Origin of the sequence: Methanobrevibacter smithii ATCC 35061, assembly GCF_000016525.1 — an archaeon.
Classification (GTDB): domain Archaea; phylum Methanobacteriota; class Methanobacteria; order Methanobacteriales; family Methanobacteriaceae; genus Methanocatella; species Methanocatella smithii.
Window position 1 is genome coordinate 759,023 of record NC_009515.1, and the last position, 15,468, is coordinate 774,490.

Sequence of the window (15,468 nt, forward strand, 5' to 3'; positions counted from 1 at the left end):
ATATATTCCTCAAATCCATACTAATATTCTGTCAAAAAACCATATATAAAGGTTACTAAATTTTTCAAAAGTGTAAGCTAAAAGATTACACTACCAGTTATATTTTGGATAACCTTAAAATAGAAAGTAAAACCAATATAATGTTAAGAAAATAAATGGAATGTTTAAATTGATTGAAAAATTTGAAATAAAATCACATGATGGACCTGGAAGAGTTGGAAAAATAAACGATGCAGCTACCCCCAAATTATTTTTTAAAAATGATATTAAAATAGCACCTTCTGAAGGGTCTGCATATAATATTGACCGTGAAATTGCCCAATTCAATGTTAAAGAAACTTTAAAACTAGCTAAAGAAAATGTAGATAAATGCAATGTAGCTGTAATTCAAGGTTCAAAATATATTGATTTAAGAATTGATTGTCTAAAACAGTTAGAAGAAATAGGTTATAACGGATTTATAATAGCTAACAGTGATGAATTATTATTACATCCGAAAGATCTAAGCAATATGATTGTTAATTTAAGAAAAAATATGCACCCGACCAGCTATTTAATATTTTCATTTGCTGAACCATCATTTATGCCTCTTTTAGCTTACATAGGTGTTGATGGATTTTTAGCGGATTCCAGCAATTATTATAGTTATTTAAATGTTCTGTTAACTCCAACTAAAACATATGACCTGGAAACTTACCCCATTTATGAAAACATAACAAGAGAAGAACTTGAAGAAAAAAATATTGAAGCTCTTAATTTTGTAATTAAAGAAATCCAAACTCATATGAAAAACAGTTCATTGAGAAATTTAGTTGAAGAAAGGTCACTTACCAGTCCTCAAAATGTTTCTGCTTTAAAAATATTAGATAAACAACATAAAGATTATCTTTTAGAATACAGTCAATTATTTTAATACTAAAGTATTAATCATATCTTTAAATTCTGTAACTGGTTCCAAAGAAGCTTCAACAGTTCTCAATTCAAAGATATAAATATTTCCATTTTCTATAAACACATAATTGTGAATGTCAAAGTTGATATCTGGAGTATCCATATTTGCATGTGTTTTAATAGCATGTTTTCCGGCGATTTCAACAAAATCGGATTCTAAAATAACACCACCATCATCACTGATAGCATCCTCCATAAATAACTTATAATCTTCAATATTTGTTCTTGTTGGAAACATTACAACATTAAGTAAATTTTCTTCCCCTTTAGACAATGTAGCTACACAATCAGGATTATTATAAGTGTCTGCTTTTTCTTTTTCCCAGGTTACAGGATATTTGAATGTTAAATTAGAAGTATTGACGTTTCTAAATTCCATAATCTAATCTCCCTTTTTGTGTTTAACATCAATAGGTGCTGTTTCATATTCATCATCATCTAATGTGTCAATATATTTGGAAAATGGTTCAGGAAGTTTAGGCATTACTTCCTTTAAAATTTCAGACGCATCAAGTTCTAATGCCTGACCTGACAAAAACTGTTCGACACTGAAATCAAACTCAAAAGGTTTAAGCAAATCCTCAGTAGGTACTTTTAAATTAATCTTGTTTTTATTTAATAGCATTTTAATCATGCTTGTCTCACGAATTTGTTCATTCATGTCATCAATAGTACTATTTATCTCAAATGCTATAGCTTTATTCTTCTCATTTACATCATGTTTAGCTTTAGATATGGATTTTTCTAAATCTTCAACTAACTGAGCATTTCTCTTATTAATATTGTCTCTTGCTTCATCAATGACAACATTAATTGCATTAAGAATAGACTTGTTTAATTCCACATTGTAAGCTAAAATCATCTTATTTTTATAATCAAGCTCTTTAAAAATAGCTACTCTTTCTTCATCTACTTTATTAAGTTTTTTATTAAGTTCCTGAATTTCATCCTTAGCTTTAATCAGTTCATCCTTATCATTAATCTGTTCTTTTAAATCGTCCACATTATCAAAAAATGAATTTTTAAGTATATTTATCTGATTATTTAAATCGGCAATCTGATTGTCTTTTTTATTAATAATTTCTTCATACTCGTTTAATTTATCCTGAGAAAACTGATTGCCAACCAATTCCTCATATTCTTCACTTGAAAGAACACGAACAAGATCATTATCTTCAAAAGGGTCTTCTTTTTTGAGACTAACCTGTTTTTGTTTTGATTCCTTTTCAATAGCATTACCGTCTTTGTCTTTGCTAGTGTACTTTTTAGTATAGACTCTGACAGTTCTATAATCATCATTTTCCATTTTGAACACCTATTAATAATAAATACAACTTATTAATTTAAATAGTTTATCCAAAAAAGTAAGAAATTAATTAAAATCCATTTAAGCAGTTACAATTTTGTTTCCAATTTGCAAATCATTTAACTTACTACCATATATTTTAGCCACAGCCAAACGGATCAAAAAAAAAAATAAAAAAATAAAAATTTAAAGACTTTCATTTTCAATCCACAGCTCCATTGCTTCTTCAACAGCTTTAGAATACCACCCCGTTTCAAAAAGCATCTTGGAAGAAGCCAGTTTACGAAAATGCAAGTCCAAATCATTATTGATAGTAATGGTTACACGTTTGTTTTTTGTCATGTATAATAGTACTGTAACTTATTATACATAAATTAGTAAGTGTTTTTTCACATAAATTCACTAAACAAAAAACAAAAATTACATCACTTTCCTAAAAAAACAAATAAAAACATTTATATGTGATGAAAATAAAGTATAATACGATGTGAAGTAAAATTCATGTCAGACAATGAACATCAGTCAACCATTTTATAATCTCCAAAAATATATTAGGATATGTTTCATTGAATTTAAGAAGTAGAAAATCCAAAAAACACGTTCTACTTCTCTCCCCTTATTTTAATTTAAATTTCATCAAGAATTTCACTGTCAGCTCCAGCTATCTCAACCAGATATTCTGCTTCAACAATATGAAGTTTGGAAGGAATAACAATACAGTGAAGAGGTCCTCCAAAATCATAATCAATCAACTGACTAATTTTACCGGCTTTTACAACAACATCTTTAGAGCCTACCCTTGCAATACCAACAGCAAGAGTATCTTCAGTAACTGCCCCATCATAATCTAAAGTATTTTTAATATTCATCAGATATTCCAAACCCTGATTAACAGTCATGTAACGGTCTTTATGAGCTTGAATATCAAGTAAAACTAAAGTATGTAACTCCATAGCCAAGTTCTCTTCAATAGCTGTATATGGAGATTTTGGATAGAAATTATGATCAGGGAAAGGAATGGTTGTAACCTTACCGAACTTATAGCCTTGAAGTCCGGAAATAGCCGGTGCAGAAGATAAAATAGATGATCCGTGAATCACTTCGTAATCAATGCCTTTTTTAGAACATTGAACTAAAAAATCACTGTGGGTAGTAGCTATTAAAGGATCCCCTCCAGTAATTAAAGCTACATCCAAATCAATAGCTTCATCTAAAAATTTACTTTCTTCTTCAACTTCATTTCTAACTAAAACTTCAATTTTTTTACCTATCTGAGATTCAATCTCATCAAAGCTAGAACCAAATAATCTGGAAGTGAAAAATTCCGCATAAATTTTATCGACACTTTTTAAACATTTCAAACCTTTAAGACTGATATCGCCTGCATCAAATAATCCTAATCCAACTAAATAAAACATAGTATAAGATTTTAAAAACATAGTATAAAAGTGTTTTTTTAGAAAATATTATAATAAAACTAAAACAAAGATTAGTATTAGAGGTATTTAGTATGAAATCAGTTAAAGTTCCATTAAAAGAATTAAATAACACAAGAAAAAAGCTGATGGAAAAACAGTTAATGAATATGGATTACAAAATAAAAACAGAAGATGAATACGGTTTCATACCAATAAATACTGATGCTGATTTTAAGTGCAATTATGAAATTGTTGATGTCGAATTAGAAGCCATGAAAAGATATCCTAAAAACATAAGTGAACTGCTTAAAGATGATTTAACTTCTAAAGAAATTGAAGATTTAAAAACATCATTTGATATAATCGGAGACATTGTAATTGTAGAAATTCCAGAGAATTTGGAAGAAAAAAAATCAAAAATCGGAAAAGCTACCCTTGAATTTACCAAAAGAAAATCAGTTTACATGAAAAAAAGCGCAATACACGGAACAATAAGAATTAGGGATTTGGAACTTATTGCAGGTAAAAACAATCCTGTAACCATCCATAAAGAACATGGAACACGCTTAAAGCTAAATGTTGAAGAAGTTTATTTCTCACCAAGACTAGCTACTGAACGAAAAAGAGTAAGTGACAGTGTAGAAGAAAATGAAAATATTCTGGATATGTTCTGTGGAATCGGCCCTTTTCCTGTAGTAATAGCTAAAAACAATAATGTAAACATTACTGCTGTTGACATTAATAAAAATGCAATAAAATACTTAAATGAAAATATCCGCTTAAACAAACTACATAATATTGAAGCTATCTGCGGCGACATTAATGAAGTTAGTAAAAATCTAAATAAAAAATATGACCGGATTATAATGAATCTGCCTGGGCTTGCTTATGAGTTTTTGGATTTGGCCATGACATTAACAGCGAATAACGGAATTATAAATTATTATGAGTTTTCTGATTCCTACGGACAGGGAATAGAACGCCTGCAAAAAGCTGCAAAAAAAGAAAATAAAAAAGTCGAGATTTTAAATACCCGCAAAGTTAAATCCAGCAGTCCCGGAATGTGGCATGTTGCAATTGACGCTAAAGTAATTTCTTAGTTATATCATCAATCAAAACATAAGTTTCAATAACCCAAAGACAAACAAATCCAAATATTGACAATATAAATGTTACCGGATTCATAGCTTGGAAATTTGGCATCACATAAGGCATTGTATAGGCAGTTAAATTCAATATGAAATGAAGAACAATAGTGGAAGCTAAACTTTCTGTTTTGATATAAATAACACCAAATAATAATCCCATAAATGATGCATAAACTATTTGAATAGCTGTATTAGTCCAGTCTCCGCCAAAACCTGTGATAATATGAGCACATCCAAATATGAATGCAGATAATATCACTGCCTTAACAATACCTCCTTTAGAGTTACCCCATTTTTTAAGCATATTTGTAAGAATAACTCCACGGCAAAGAAATTCTTCCCACAAAGCTATTGCCGCACAGTAAATTAAAGCAGCTACCACACCAAATACATTAACTACAATACTGCAATCATAGGTTGCCTCTAAGATTCCGGATAGCTGAACTAAACAGAACAATAAAACCGGAATTCCCAAAAGCAATCCTTTAGAAATCCCCCTAACATTCCATGGAATGTCCTCAAATAACCCTAGTTTTTTAGCTATAATTATTAAAATAACAAAAGCAAAAAGATTATTAATTGAAGATAAAACATAATCCATTGCGGGCAAACTAAGTATTTCCGGAGGCAGTATAAATATTAAACCAATTGTTACTGCCCCAAATCCAAAAATTACAACAAAAGCCAATGCTAAAAGTATGCTGAACAAAATAACATGCTTTTGTGAAAATTTTTCATTAATATCAATCACCTAAATTGGATCAATAATTCCATTTTCAGTTATAATACCAGTAATAAGCTCCTTTGGCACAATATCAAATGCAGGATTAATAACTTCAGTTCCCTTAGGACAAATCCTACATCCGCCATAATATCTTACCTCATCGCCGTCTCTTTCTTCAATTTCAGTGTCAAATACAGAAGCATCCATGTCAAAAGTAGATAATGGAGCAGCTACATAAAATGGAACATGGAAATGTTTAGCTGCTAAAGCAACCATTAAAGAGCCTATTTTATTTACAACACCACCTTTAGCTATCCTATCTGCACCAATTACAACTTTATTAATTTTGTATTGAGACATCAAATAACCTGAAGCCACATCAGGAATTAATTTGACTGGAATGTTTTCCTGCTGCATTTCCCAAACACTTAATCTGGCTCCTTGACCTCTTGGACGTGTTTCATCACATATTACATTAATATTTTTTCCCTGATGGAATGCAGAACGAATAACACCTAAAGCAGTACCATAATCAACACAGGCCAGTGCTCCAGCATTACAATGTGTTAAAACAGTATCTCCATCCTCAATTATTTCGGCACCATATCTCCCAATAGCTAAATTAGTATCAATATCTTCTTTATACATGGTTAAAGCTTCTTCCAATGGGTCATCACTATTTAAAACCCTGTCAACTGCCCAAAATAAATTGATAGCTGTTGGTCTTGCTGCTTTAATTTCATCTGCAGCATTATCTAAATCTTCACCATGCAAATCAGCCAATGCCATTCCAAAAGCTGCTGCAACTCCAATAGCTGGAGCTCCCCTAACAATCATGTCCTTAATAGCTACAATAACTTCCTTATAATCATTACAATAAACATAAGTCAATTCATCTGGAAGTTTTGTTTGATCAATAAGCTTTAATTTATTATCTTCCCATTCAAGTGTTTTCATAAATAATACCTTCTGTTAATTAGAAATAATAAATCTTTAAAAAAAGGAAAAGCATAATTCCCCGTTAGTTTCTAATTTAAATCCATTAATTAAAAATATAATTAATAGTTTTTTAATTTTAAAATTATGCTTTTCTTCCTAATGAAATATCCATTATATTGGAAATTGATTAGAGATGTAAAAATACATCTACTTATATTTTATATTTGAAATATTATATATATTTTAAGATTTTATTGAAGAAAAATAAAAAAATACCAAAAAATATTAGTGAATTAATTTAATTAATCCTAAATTTTATAAAAATTAAAAAAAAGATACAAGATAAAATCTTGTATATCAATTAATCATAGAATTTTCCTAAGAATTCTTTCATTCTTGGATTATCAGAAGCAAATACTTCTTCAGGACTTCCATTTTCAACTATAAAACCGTCATCCATAAATATAACTGTATCTGCAACCTTTTTAGCAAAGCTCATCTCATGTGTAACAATAACCATAGTCATCTTTTCAGTTGCTAAATCCTTTATTACCCTTAAAATTTCACCAGTTAGCTCCGGATCAAGGGCAGATGTTGGTTCATCAAAGAATAAAATATTAGGATTCATTGCTAAAGCTCTTGCAATAGAAACCCTTTGCTGTTGACCACCAGATAATTCACATGGATAAGAATCTTCCTTATCAGTTAAATCTAACTTTTTAAGTAAATTTCTGGCATCCCTGTAAACATCATCTTTATTTCTTTTTTGAACTTTAATAGGTGCATTAGTAATGTTTTTCATAACTGAATGATGAGGGAATAAATTGAAATCCTGGAAAACCAATCCAAATGTTCCGTCAAAATCAATGATTCCACTATCTTTGGTTTCTAAACCAGTTATGCATCTGAGTAATGTAGATTTACCTGAACCAGACGGTCCAATTATACATAAAACTTCACCTTTATCCACTTTAAGAGAAATATCCTTCAATACTTCATTTTTACCGAAACTTTTTTTAAGATTTTTAATTTCTAATAAACTCATGATATTTCCCCCTAATCATAATAATCCAATTTTTCTTCAATGTATTCCATTACAAATGCAACAATTACATTGAATATGTAATAAAATACACCCGCTATAAGTAATGCCATAATTGAAGCTTCTGCAGCAGCAATTTGCTTAGCTACTGTGAACATTTCTGGAATAGCTATTACAAAGGACAAAGATGTATCTTTTACAAGAGTAATTACTTCGTTTGTTATTGAAGGAAGGACTATTTTAATGACCTGAGGCAAAATAATTATAAAAAATGTTTCTAATTTGTTATAACCTAATACCTGTGCAGCTTCATACTGTCCTTTAGGAATAGCTTCAATTCCCCCTCTGTAAATTTCAGCAAAGTACGCAGAATAATTAATTGAAAAAGCAATGATTACAGATATCATCCTATAATCAGGAGATAATGAAGCACCAAAAACATAATACGGTGCAAAGAACACTACAATTAATTGTAACATTAATGGTGTACCTCTCATAATTGAGATATACACTTTCATTAACCATCTTAACGGTTTGAACTTACTCATTCTTCCCCAAGCTACTACAAGACCTAGAGGAAGTGAAAATAATAAAGTGAGTAAAAAAATTTCTATGGAGGTAATCATACCTCCACATAATTCTGTTATTACAGTACTTAATAACATATATTATTCGCCTAATTTATTTCCTTATAAGAGAATCTTTAATATCATAATCACTGTATTTGTCAGCAATTTTATCAATAGTACCGTCTTTAAACATTTCATCTAAAGTGGATTGTACTTGGTCTCTTAATTCAGTGTTACCATTTTTAAATCCAATAGCATATTGTTCTGATGATATATTGTCATTTAATATTACAAAATCGCCATCATTATCTTTTGAATTTATTTGGTAATGTGCAACACCAATATCAACTGCAATAGCATCACATGCTCCAGATTCTAAGTCCATAAATGCAGTATTATAATCAGCTACTTCAACTAAGTTTCCAAATGTATCTGCTAATGCTTTTTGATCACCTTGAAGTGCAGCTAATGCAGAGGAATCTTTTTGAGTTTCTACATTTTTACCTTTTAAGTCACTTAAAGAATCAATACCTGAACCGTTTTTAACAACAATAACCTGTTTGTTATCAAAGTAAGGATCAGACCAGGTGTATTGGTCTTCTCTGCCATTCATAGTAAATCCATTCCAGATACAATCAATACTTCCGGAATTTAATTCACTGTCTTTAGCATCCCAGTCAATAGGTTGTTTAACTAAAGTCCAATTGTTTCTGTCACAAACTTCCTGTGCTACATCTAAATCAAAACCTACATACTCCCCATTGTCATCTTTGTAACCATATGGAGGAAATTCTGCATCAAATCCAACAACTAATGTCTTATCATCGTTAACTACTTTACTTTCCCCATCAAATACGCCAGAATATGCCGCCACACCAACAATTAAAGCTATTATGACGATTATACAAGCGATAATTCCAATTTTCTTATCCATATTTTAACACCAAAATATCTATTAAACATATCTTAAATTCTTAAATTAAGTAAAAAATCTAAGCTATACAATAAGTTTTATTTCTTTAAATATTTATTATTTTATACTATTAATTGCTGAAAAAATGAATGGATGCAATAATAAAAAAAATGAAAAAAATTAATTAAAAAAAGAAAAATTAGTAATGACTTTGAGGAGTCATTCCTAAATGATGGTCTTCGCTTTTTTTACCTGGAATACCATAAGCATCTGCCCTACATTGAGTACATGCTCTAAATACAGGAATAATTTCTTCAACTTCTTCACGAACCTTTTCCATCATGGAACATCCCGGACGTTCATAAATTTTCATTTTATTTAATGGAATAAGTGGTAAAACATTCATTAAAGAAGCTCCTCGTTTTTTAACTTCCTTAGCTATTTCAACAATATGTTCATCATTTAATCCTGGAATTAAAACAGAATTAACTTTAACAACCATACCATTTTTAGCCGCTTTTTCAACACCATCCAACTGATTTTTAATTAATATTTCAGCGGCTTCGTATCCTTTGTAAACTTTCCCTTCATATTTAATAAATGAGTAAATATCCATTGCTATATCAGGATCAACTGCATTAATTGTCACAGTAACAGAATTTACTCCAAGTTCAGCCAATCTGTCTGCATATTTAGGAAGTAAAAGACCGTTAGTACTCATACATTTTATTAAATCAGGATGAGTTTTACCTAGCTTTTCAAAAAACTCAAAAGTTTCCTCATTCGCTAATGAGTCTCCAGGTCCAGCTACACCAACTACAGAAATTGGTCCTTCTGCAGTTACATCATCAACATGGCTGATAGCATCATCTGGTTTCATTATACAGCTAGTAACCCCCGGTCTATTTTCCTCATCATTTATATTCCTAGTACAGAAATTACAGTAAATATTACATTTTGGTGCTACAGGCACATGAGCTCTACCTACCTTATCATGCATTTTTTCATTAAAACATGGATGTGCTTTAGTTATGTGTGCAAACCTGGAACCGTTATGTTCATTCATATAACATCACTCCCCTACTTGTAATTATGTTTGTATATAATCGAACTATATTATAAAGTTATCTACAAACCCCTATTCAACTCTGCAATATAGTCATTAGCTTTGTCAATCCAATCATCCTTAATTAATTCATCAGTAGCTATTACTGCCACAATATCTCCAACAGAAACATCTTTAATTATTTTAAATCCTTCAGGCAAAATTCTAAAGATTGCATCATAAATTCTTCTTTGAAGATTTGAATGAGGATCATCAACAACCAAATCTTCCAATTCCATCTGATTTCCGTCAAGATCAATATTGTATCTGGTCGGCTGATAAAGTTCATCTCTAGAATATCTTCTCCACAATAACTTTAAAATATTTGGAAGATAATTCTCATTTTCAATAAATATTTTAGTAACATTATTATTTTTATCATAAGTGAAGTTAGCCACATCACCAAATTTAATAACTCCAGAAGTCTTTTTCATTTTAATAGCTAAAATAAAAACTGCTTCATCAGGGTTAGCAAAAGCTTTTAAATCTTCAACAGCAGGACCAAGAACCAAATCCTGAAAAATCTGTTTAATAATCATTTCATAGACTTCTGCGCCTTTTTCATCATAGCATTCTACTAACATCAAATCAACTCTTGACTATTTATTATCTTGCCTGTGACCCATTCCAGATACTAAAAGAGCAGCACCTACTGCTCCAATGTGTTGAGAATACGGAGGTACAATAACATCAATACCACCTAACATTTCACTAACAGCTTCAACAAGTCCGGAAATTAATGATGTTCCCCCTACCTGTATAAGAGGTTCTCTTAAATCAATTTCCTGAAGTTGTTGTTCATAAACTTGTTCAGCTACAGAATGACAGGTTGCAGCCGCTGCATCAGCTTTAGAACCTCCAGCTGCAAGAGTAGTAACTAAATCCTGAATACCGAAAACAATACAATAACTGTTAAGTAATGCATTTCTATAATCCCCCTGTAAAGCAAGAGGACCTAATTCTTCAATAGAAACATCTAAACGGCGGGAAGCCAAATCTAAAAATCTTCCAGATGCACCAGCACAAATTCCCCCCATAGTAAAGTTGTCAGGAATACCGTCATTAACAGTAATTACCTTATTGTCCATACCACCAATATCCAATACAGTGGCTTCTCCTTTTTGATGACCTGCCAAATATACTGCACCTTTTGCATTAACAGATAATTCCTCTTGGATTAATTCAGCATTTAACTGTTTACCAATATTTATACGACCATAACCAGTAGTACCAATTCCATCAACATCATCAATTGTGTATTCAGTATCTGCAAAAGCTTCTTCAACACCTTTGTAAACAGAACCCATAATATCTTTTGTTTCTGTCCAGCCAGTACCAATAACCTTATTATTTTCCATAGCTACAACTTTTGTAGTTGTTGAACCTGAATCAATACCTAAAGTAAGGCCTTCCTGTTTTTCACGGGCAAGAATACTTCTACGTGTTACAGTAGTAGCTAGTGCTTCCATACGAATAAACAATTCATCCGCTTTTGTTCTTTCTGTAAATGAATATGTAACTACCGGAATACGGGTATTATCCTGCAGGAATTTACGTACTGCATTTCTTACAAGAGCTCCTTCTGCACATCTGAAACAGGAAGCAATAAATACTGCATCAGGTTTGCATCTTCCTTCAACAATTGCCATTGCTCTTGCAATCATTAATTTTAAACTTGAACTTTGAGCAGAAAATCCAAATTTAGCATATGATTCATCAATATAATCCAAATCAATTTCCGGAAGAATAATTTCTGCACCAAAAGTATTAGCTGCTTTTTCAATTTCTTTTTGAATTCCACTATATTCAGTTCCGCATGAAACTAAAGCAATTTTAACCATTATTATTCCTCCTTAAGAGAGTCTAAAAACTCATTAATTTGATTTACCATTAAAAATGTTCCATCCCTATTTTTTGGATATGTAATTTCAAGTATAGGAATATTCCTTTGCCTAAGCAGGAATATTGACAATTCATTTGTTCTAGCACAACCTACACAACCAAAACCAAATGGAGCACCATCAACTAAAATAGCTGCTTCAGCTTCATCTATCAAAGGACCTATAATGGACATTCTTCCACGAACACCTGAAGGAACTTCAATAGCCGCGTATTTAAGACCTTTAATCGGGTCTTCTTCAGTAATATTCATTGGAGGAGAATCAATTTCCGGATCTTTAATTTTTTGCCTTATTTGTTTTTGAAGAACTAAAGGAGTGTGACCTTTCCTTTCAATTAAATCTGCTAAGATTAATGAATTTGGAGGATAAATAGCTACTTTCACCATGTTTTCACCTATCATTATTATTTTCTAAACATTCATTCATAATTTTTTTAAATTCATCAACATCAATCGGTTTTTCAACCTCAACTTCTACATCACGAGGATTTTCCAAAGCATCTGCCACATCACCAAGTAATCTGTATTCATCTTCCATTTGGTGGAAACCTTCTCTTGGTCCAAATCTGTGGCCTCTGCATCTTCTAGGATCTCCAGGAGCAAAACCTCTTTCTTTTGTGAAAATGTGATTCGGATCCAATTTTCTTATTTCGCGAATCGCTTCAAAAACATCCTTTGTTTTTCCACTTACCATAGAACCGTAACAGGTATTTTTTATTGTAAGAGGCAAATCAAGCATATGCAACTCATTAACAATTTCACTTTCACTAACATGAGCTCCAGGAGCAATTATAATCATACGGGTAATTACATCAGGGTCCCAATCTTCCTTATCCAATTCCGGACTAATCGTTAGATTCCTTAACATAAACTATCTCTCCATCTTTAAATTTTTCAAGTTTAGAATAATCAGAGACAACTTTACCTAAAATGTTTGTTGAACTAAATGATTCTGCAGTCGGCCCGAATTCTTTATTATCTTCAAATCTTACTCCGATTAAACCAACATTCTTTGCAGCCATATTAGTTATACCAATTTCGCATGCTTTTACAATATTTTCAGGAGTATTTTCCGGAACAAGACCTTTTGAAGTATTTGAATCACCTTCAAATATTAATATGTGCATTCCAGGTACTGAAAAATGAACTTTAATTTTACCAATCGGCTCTTCCAAAAGACCGGATACTAATTTAAAGTATTTGACCGTTCTTGGAGCATTATCAGTAAAGTTAATTTCACATAAATCATCTTTATGGATGGATTTAGTTGTCACTTTTCCCTCATTTAAAATATCAATAGTATATTTTGGAGTCTGCTCTACAATTAAAGCATCCTCGCCAGTTACTCCCTCTTTAATATGTTCAATGTTTAAACTAGCTAATTTTTCATCAATTTCATTTTGATTATGACCAAGCAACATTAATCTGTCCTGATTAGATTTAATAGTTATAAAATCTCCTTTTTTAGCTATATCAACAATTTCCATTCCTTTTATGATTTTACCTACATTGGTGTGATTTGGACTTAAAACCCTATTTTCTCTGTAAATATATAATTTTCCAACACCCACACCACTGTTTCTCACAGTCACAGTTCCTCTTGTTCTGGAAACGACATTTTCTTTAGGTTTATTTATTCCTTTCAACTCATAAAATCCTAAAAATGACTCTGATTCAAAATCAACTTTAATTCTGCCGTCTTTAATAACTGAAAACAGATGCTCAACAGAAACCGGAGAATCATTGTCAACTTCCAGTGAAACATAAGTAAATAACTCATTGCCTTCTTCCAAAACAGTGTCCAAATCAGATACTGCAGAAGAATCTGTAGTTGTGCTTCTCTCAATAATAGGTTCAATAGCTTTCACTTCATCATCGTCCGTCAGTAAGTTTAAAGTTTTTTTACCACCAATGACTCGTGCAAATATTCCTTTATTAAATGGAGGAACACTGTAAACATTAGTAGTGTTTTCTTTAATAAGAATTAAATGTGTAGACTCATTACTAAAACTGGATAAACTTAAAACAACATCCCCTTCATAATATTTATACTCTTCAGAAGTAGGTTCCAAATCAGTAACAACAGGACCAATAGCCACTTCATTTGAAGTTGACCACCTAATAGACAAGTTTTCAAAATCCTTATACTGTTTTTTCCAAACATCAACTAAAGGCTGTGCTTCTTTAGTATCAAGAAGTTCCAAAATAACTGATCCTTGCGTTGTTTTAATTTTAAATTTGCTGACATTCTTTTCAAGTTCTTTTTTACCCTTAATTAAACAGATAATACTGCCGGGAGTGTATGGAGCATTAGATTCATCAATAACATCTTGAATTGTAGAACCTTCTGCTACATTCATTTCTTCTCCATTAATTTTTATTAACATATAATCTCCCACAAAGAATTTTAATTAATATATAAATTTTAAAGCTTATAAAAATAATTATTCCTTTTTAGATTTAAAAACCGGATTGGTTTTTTGATTGAAAACTTCCAGTTTTTCACCATCGCCATTAACCAAATATAAAGAACACTCCCCAGTAACTTCACCGACAACATTTGCTTCAATAGAATAATCCTTCAAATACTTTTTAATAAATTCACAGTTTTCCTCATTTGCTGTAAATATAAAACCAGAACCAGGATATGATTTTAACCAATTTTCCCAACTGATATTTTCATTTTTCGGAATATCCTCCAAATTGACAATTGCTCCTTTATCAGATGTTTCAAGCAACATTTCCAAAGTTCCTAAAATACCCGGATTACTAATATCCTTTCCAGATTTAATATAATCTCTTTCAGCCAAATACTGAACCGCTGTAATTTGGTCCTGAACCAGTTGTTTATCCTTATCATAAGTAGTGTCCCAATTTAGTTCAAACATTTCATGAGGTTTGCCGTCTAAATCAATAGCAACGATGATTTTATCACCTACTTCTGCTCCAAAGCTAGTGATTAATTTATCTTTCTTTGCAATTCCTACAATAGCTACTCCCAAAGAATCAACTTCACCATCAGGATGTAGATGACCTCCAACCATAGGCACACCAAACTTCAAACAGCCGTCTTTAATACCTGCCAGTAAATTTTCATAAATTTCATCATGTTTTACTGACATTATATTAACCATAGCCAAGGGTTTTCCACCCATAGCTGCAATATCATTTACATTAACAAGAACAGAACAATAACCCGCCCAATATGGGTTAACATTCATTATTTGACCCCATATGCCATCTGCAGCTATTAAAACTACCTGATTATTTCCAATATCAATAGCTGAAGCATCATCACCAATGTCAATTACAACATCACCTGAAACATTATATGATTCAGTCAAAAGAGAGGTTACAGTATCAATAGAAGACTTACGGGTCACTCCCTCAAATTCTTGAACTGCTTTTACAAGGTTTTTAAAATCTGAAATAAAAACACCATCCATCATTTTT

At 31.3% G+C, this 15,468-nt stretch carries 18 protein-coding genes; 2 read left to right on the forward strand and 16 right to left on the reverse strand.

Annotated elements, in window-relative coordinates; translation table 11 throughout:
- Window positions 1–160 precede the first annotated feature (160 nt).
- Complete coding sequence (locus tag MSM_RS03980) at window positions 161–913, forward strand: archaeosine tRNA-ribosyltransferase (RefSeq protein ID WP_011954095.1); 753 nt, start codon at window positions 161–163, stop codon at window positions 911–913.
- On the opposite strand, the gene MSM_RS03985 is transcribed toward MSM_RS03980, so the two are convergent.
- The 4 genes from MSM_RS03985 to dph5 all read right to left on the reverse strand — a co-directional run bounded on the left by MSM_RS03985 (window position 905) and on the right by dph5 (window position 3,696).
- Window positions 905–1,330, reverse strand: a complete 426-nt coding sequence (locus tag MSM_RS03985; RefSeq protein ID WP_004033130.1) for a hypothetical protein — start codon at window positions 1,328–1,330, stop codon at window positions 905–907. The genes MSM_RS03980 and MSM_RS03985 overlap by 9 nt on opposite strands.
- A 3-nt stretch (window positions 1,331–1,333) precedes the next feature.
- Entirely contained in the window at window positions 1,334–2,257 is a 924-nt protein-coding gene (locus MSM_RS03990; protein ID WP_011954096.1) for a coiled-coil domain-containing protein, read from the reverse strand.
- Between the two features lie 186 nt (window positions 2,258–2,443).
- Entirely contained in the window at window positions 2,444–2,599 is a 156-nt protein-coding gene (locus tag MSM_RS09210; RefSeq protein ID WP_004033128.1) for a hypothetical protein, read from the reverse strand.
- Window positions 2,600–2,883: 284 nt separating this feature from the next.
- The gene (dph5, locus tag MSM_RS03995; protein WP_011954097.1) at window positions 2,884–3,696 is read right to left on the reverse strand and encodes a diphthine synthase; all 813 of its coding nucleotides are present in this window, start codon (window positions 3,694–3,696) and stop codon (window positions 2,884–2,886) included.
- 71 nt (window positions 3,697–3,767) lie between these two features.
- Here dph5 and MSM_RS04000 point away from each other — a divergent pair, with 71 nt between their 5' ends.
- On the forward strand, window positions 3,768–4,775 hold the full coding sequence (locus MSM_RS04000; protein ID WP_011954098.1) for a class I SAM-dependent methyltransferase: 1,008 nt from the start codon (window positions 3,768–3,770) through the stop codon (window positions 4,773–4,775).
- On the opposite strand, the gene MSM_RS04005 is transcribed toward MSM_RS04000, so the two are convergent.
- The 12 genes from MSM_RS04005 to MSM_RS04060 form a co-directional block, all read right to left on the reverse strand.
- A complete protein-coding gene (locus MSM_RS04005; protein WP_080513220.1) occupies window positions 4,759–5,574 on the reverse strand; it encodes a CPBP family intramembrane glutamic endopeptidase in 816 nt (271 codons plus the stop codon). The genes MSM_RS04000 and MSM_RS04005 overlap by 17 nt on opposite strands.
- Complete coding sequence (mtnA, locus tag MSM_RS04010; protein WP_004035519.1) at window positions 5,575–6,504, reverse strand: S-methyl-5-thioribose-1-phosphate isomerase; 930 nt, start codon at window positions 6,502–6,504, stop codon at window positions 5,575–5,577. It abuts the gene before it with no gap.
- 343 nt (window positions 6,505–6,847) lie between these two features.
- Entirely contained in the window at window positions 6,848–7,531 is a 684-nt protein-coding gene (locus tag MSM_RS04015; protein WP_011954100.1) for an amino acid ABC transporter ATP-binding protein, read from the reverse strand.
- A gap of 11 nt (window positions 7,532–7,542) precedes the next feature.
- Entirely contained in the window at window positions 7,543–8,193 is a 651-nt protein-coding gene (locus tag MSM_RS04020; protein ID WP_004033122.1) for an amino acid ABC transporter permease, read from the reverse strand.
- 16 nt (window positions 8,194–8,209) lie between these two features.
- Window positions 8,210–9,031, reverse strand: a complete 822-nt coding sequence (locus tag MSM_RS04025; RefSeq protein ID WP_011954101.1) for an amino acid ABC transporter substrate-binding protein — start codon at window positions 9,029–9,031, stop codon at window positions 8,210–8,212.
- A gap of 178 nt (window positions 9,032–9,209) precedes the next feature.
- On the reverse strand, window positions 9,210–10,076 hold the full coding sequence (locus MSM_RS04030; protein WP_004035521.1) for a radical SAM protein: 867 nt from the start codon (window positions 10,074–10,076) through the stop codon (window positions 9,210–9,212).
- A 62-nt stretch (window positions 10,077–10,138) separates the two neighbouring features.
- Window positions 10,139–10,699, reverse strand: coding sequence for a methanogenesis marker 17 protein (locus MSM_RS04035; RefSeq protein ID WP_004033119.1), 561 nt, complete (start codon window positions 10,697–10,699; stop codon window positions 10,139–10,141).
- 15 nt (window positions 10,700–10,714) lie between these two features.
- Window positions 10,715–11,956: a methanogenesis marker 15 protein gene (locus MSM_RS04040; protein WP_011954102.1), complete on the reverse strand. Its 1,242-nt coding sequence runs from the start codon at window positions 11,954–11,956 to the stop codon at window positions 10,715–10,717.
- Window positions 11,957–11,958: 2 nt separating this feature from the next.
- Window positions 11,959–12,402 carry a methanogenesis marker 5 protein gene (locus MSM_RS04045; RefSeq protein WP_011954103.1) on the reverse strand — a complete coding sequence of 148 codons (444 nt, stop codon included), beginning with the start codon at window positions 12,400–12,402 and terminating at the stop codon, window positions 11,959–11,961.
- Window positions 12,403–12,406: 4 nt separating this feature from the next.
- Window positions 12,407–12,883, reverse strand: coding sequence for a methanogenesis marker 6 protein (locus MSM_RS04050; RefSeq protein ID WP_004033116.1), 477 nt, complete (start codon window positions 12,881–12,883; stop codon window positions 12,407–12,409).
- Window positions 12,861–14,402 (reverse strand): methyl-coenzyme M reductase-associated protein Mmp3, encoded by a 1,542-nt coding sequence (gene mmp3, locus MSM_RS04055; protein WP_011954104.1) that lies wholly within the window; start codon window positions 14,400–14,402, stop codon window positions 12,861–12,863. Before mmp3 ends, MSM_RS04050 begins: the two co-directional genes overlap by 23 nt.
- A gap of 57 nt (window positions 14,403–14,459) precedes the next feature.
- Complete coding sequence (locus MSM_RS04060; RefSeq protein WP_011954105.1) at window positions 14,460–15,464, reverse strand: methanogenesis marker 2 protein; 1,005 nt, start codon at window positions 15,462–15,464, stop codon at window positions 14,460–14,462.
- Between the last annotated feature and the right edge of the window lie 4 nt (window positions 15,465–15,468).

Bases quoted from the DNA above. Each gene is read 5' to 3' on its own strand.
- MSM_RS04050 (WP_004033116.1), bottom strand. From the start codon at position 12,883: ATGTTAAGGAATCTAACGATTAGTCCGGAATTGGATAAGGAAGATTGG.
- MSM_RS04060 (WP_011954105.1), bottom strand. From the start codon at position 15,464: ATGATGGATGGTGTTTTTATTTCAGATTTTAAAAACCTTGTAAAAGCA.
- dph5 (WP_011954097.1), bottom strand. From the start codon at position 3,696: ATGTTTTTAAAATCTTATACTATGTTTTATTTAGTTGGATTAGGATTA.
- MSM_RS04000 (WP_011954098.1), top strand. From the start codon at position 3,768: ATGAAATCAGTTAAAGTTCCATTAAAAGAATTAAATAACACAAGAAAA.
- MSM_RS09210 (WP_004033128.1), bottom strand. From the start codon at position 2,599: ATGACAAAAAACAAACGTGTAACCATTACTATCAATAATGATTTGGAC.
- MSM_RS04040 (WP_011954102.1), bottom strand. From the start codon at position 11,956: ATGGTTAAAATTGCTTTAGTTTCATGCGGAACTGAATATAGTGGAATT.
- MSM_RS04025 (WP_011954101.1), bottom strand. From the start codon at position 9,031: ATGGATAAGAAAATTGGAATTATCGCTTGTATAATCGTCATAATAGCT.
- MSM_RS04030 (WP_004035521.1), bottom strand. From the start codon at position 10,076: ATGAATGAACATAACGGTTCCAGGTTTGCACACATAACTAAAGCACAT.
- MSM_RS03980 (WP_011954095.1), top strand. From the start codon at position 161: ATGTTTAAATTGATTGAAAAATTTGAAATAAAATCACATGATGGACCT.
- mtnA (WP_004035519.1), bottom strand. From the start codon at position 6,504: ATGAAAACACTTGAATGGGAAGATAATAAATTAAAGCTTATTGATCAA.
- MSM_RS04035 (WP_004033119.1), bottom strand. From the start codon at position 10,699: ATGTTAGTAGAATGCTATGATGAAAAAGGCGCAGAAGTCTATGAAATG.
- MSM_RS04020 (WP_004033122.1), bottom strand. From the start codon at position 8,193: ATGTTATTAAGTACTGTAATAACAGAATTATGTGGAGGTATGATTACC.
- MSM_RS03985 (WP_004033130.1), bottom strand. From the start codon at position 1,330: ATGGAATTTAGAAACGTCAATACTTCTAATTTAACATTCAAATATCCT.
- MSM_RS04045 (WP_011954103.1), bottom strand. From the start codon at position 12,402: ATGGTGAAAGTAGCTATTTATCCTCCAAATTCATTAATCTTAGCAGAT.
- MSM_RS04015 (WP_011954100.1), bottom strand. From the start codon at position 7,531: ATGAGTTTATTAGAAATTAAAAATCTTAAAAAAAGTTTCGGTAAAAAT.
- MSM_RS03990 (WP_011954096.1), bottom strand. From the start codon at position 2,257: ATGGAAAATGATGATTATAGAACTGTCAGAGTCTATACTAAAAAGTAC.
- mmp3 (WP_011954104.1), bottom strand. From the start codon at position 14,402: ATGTTAATAAAAATTAATGGAGAAGAAATGAATGTAGCAGAAGGTTCT.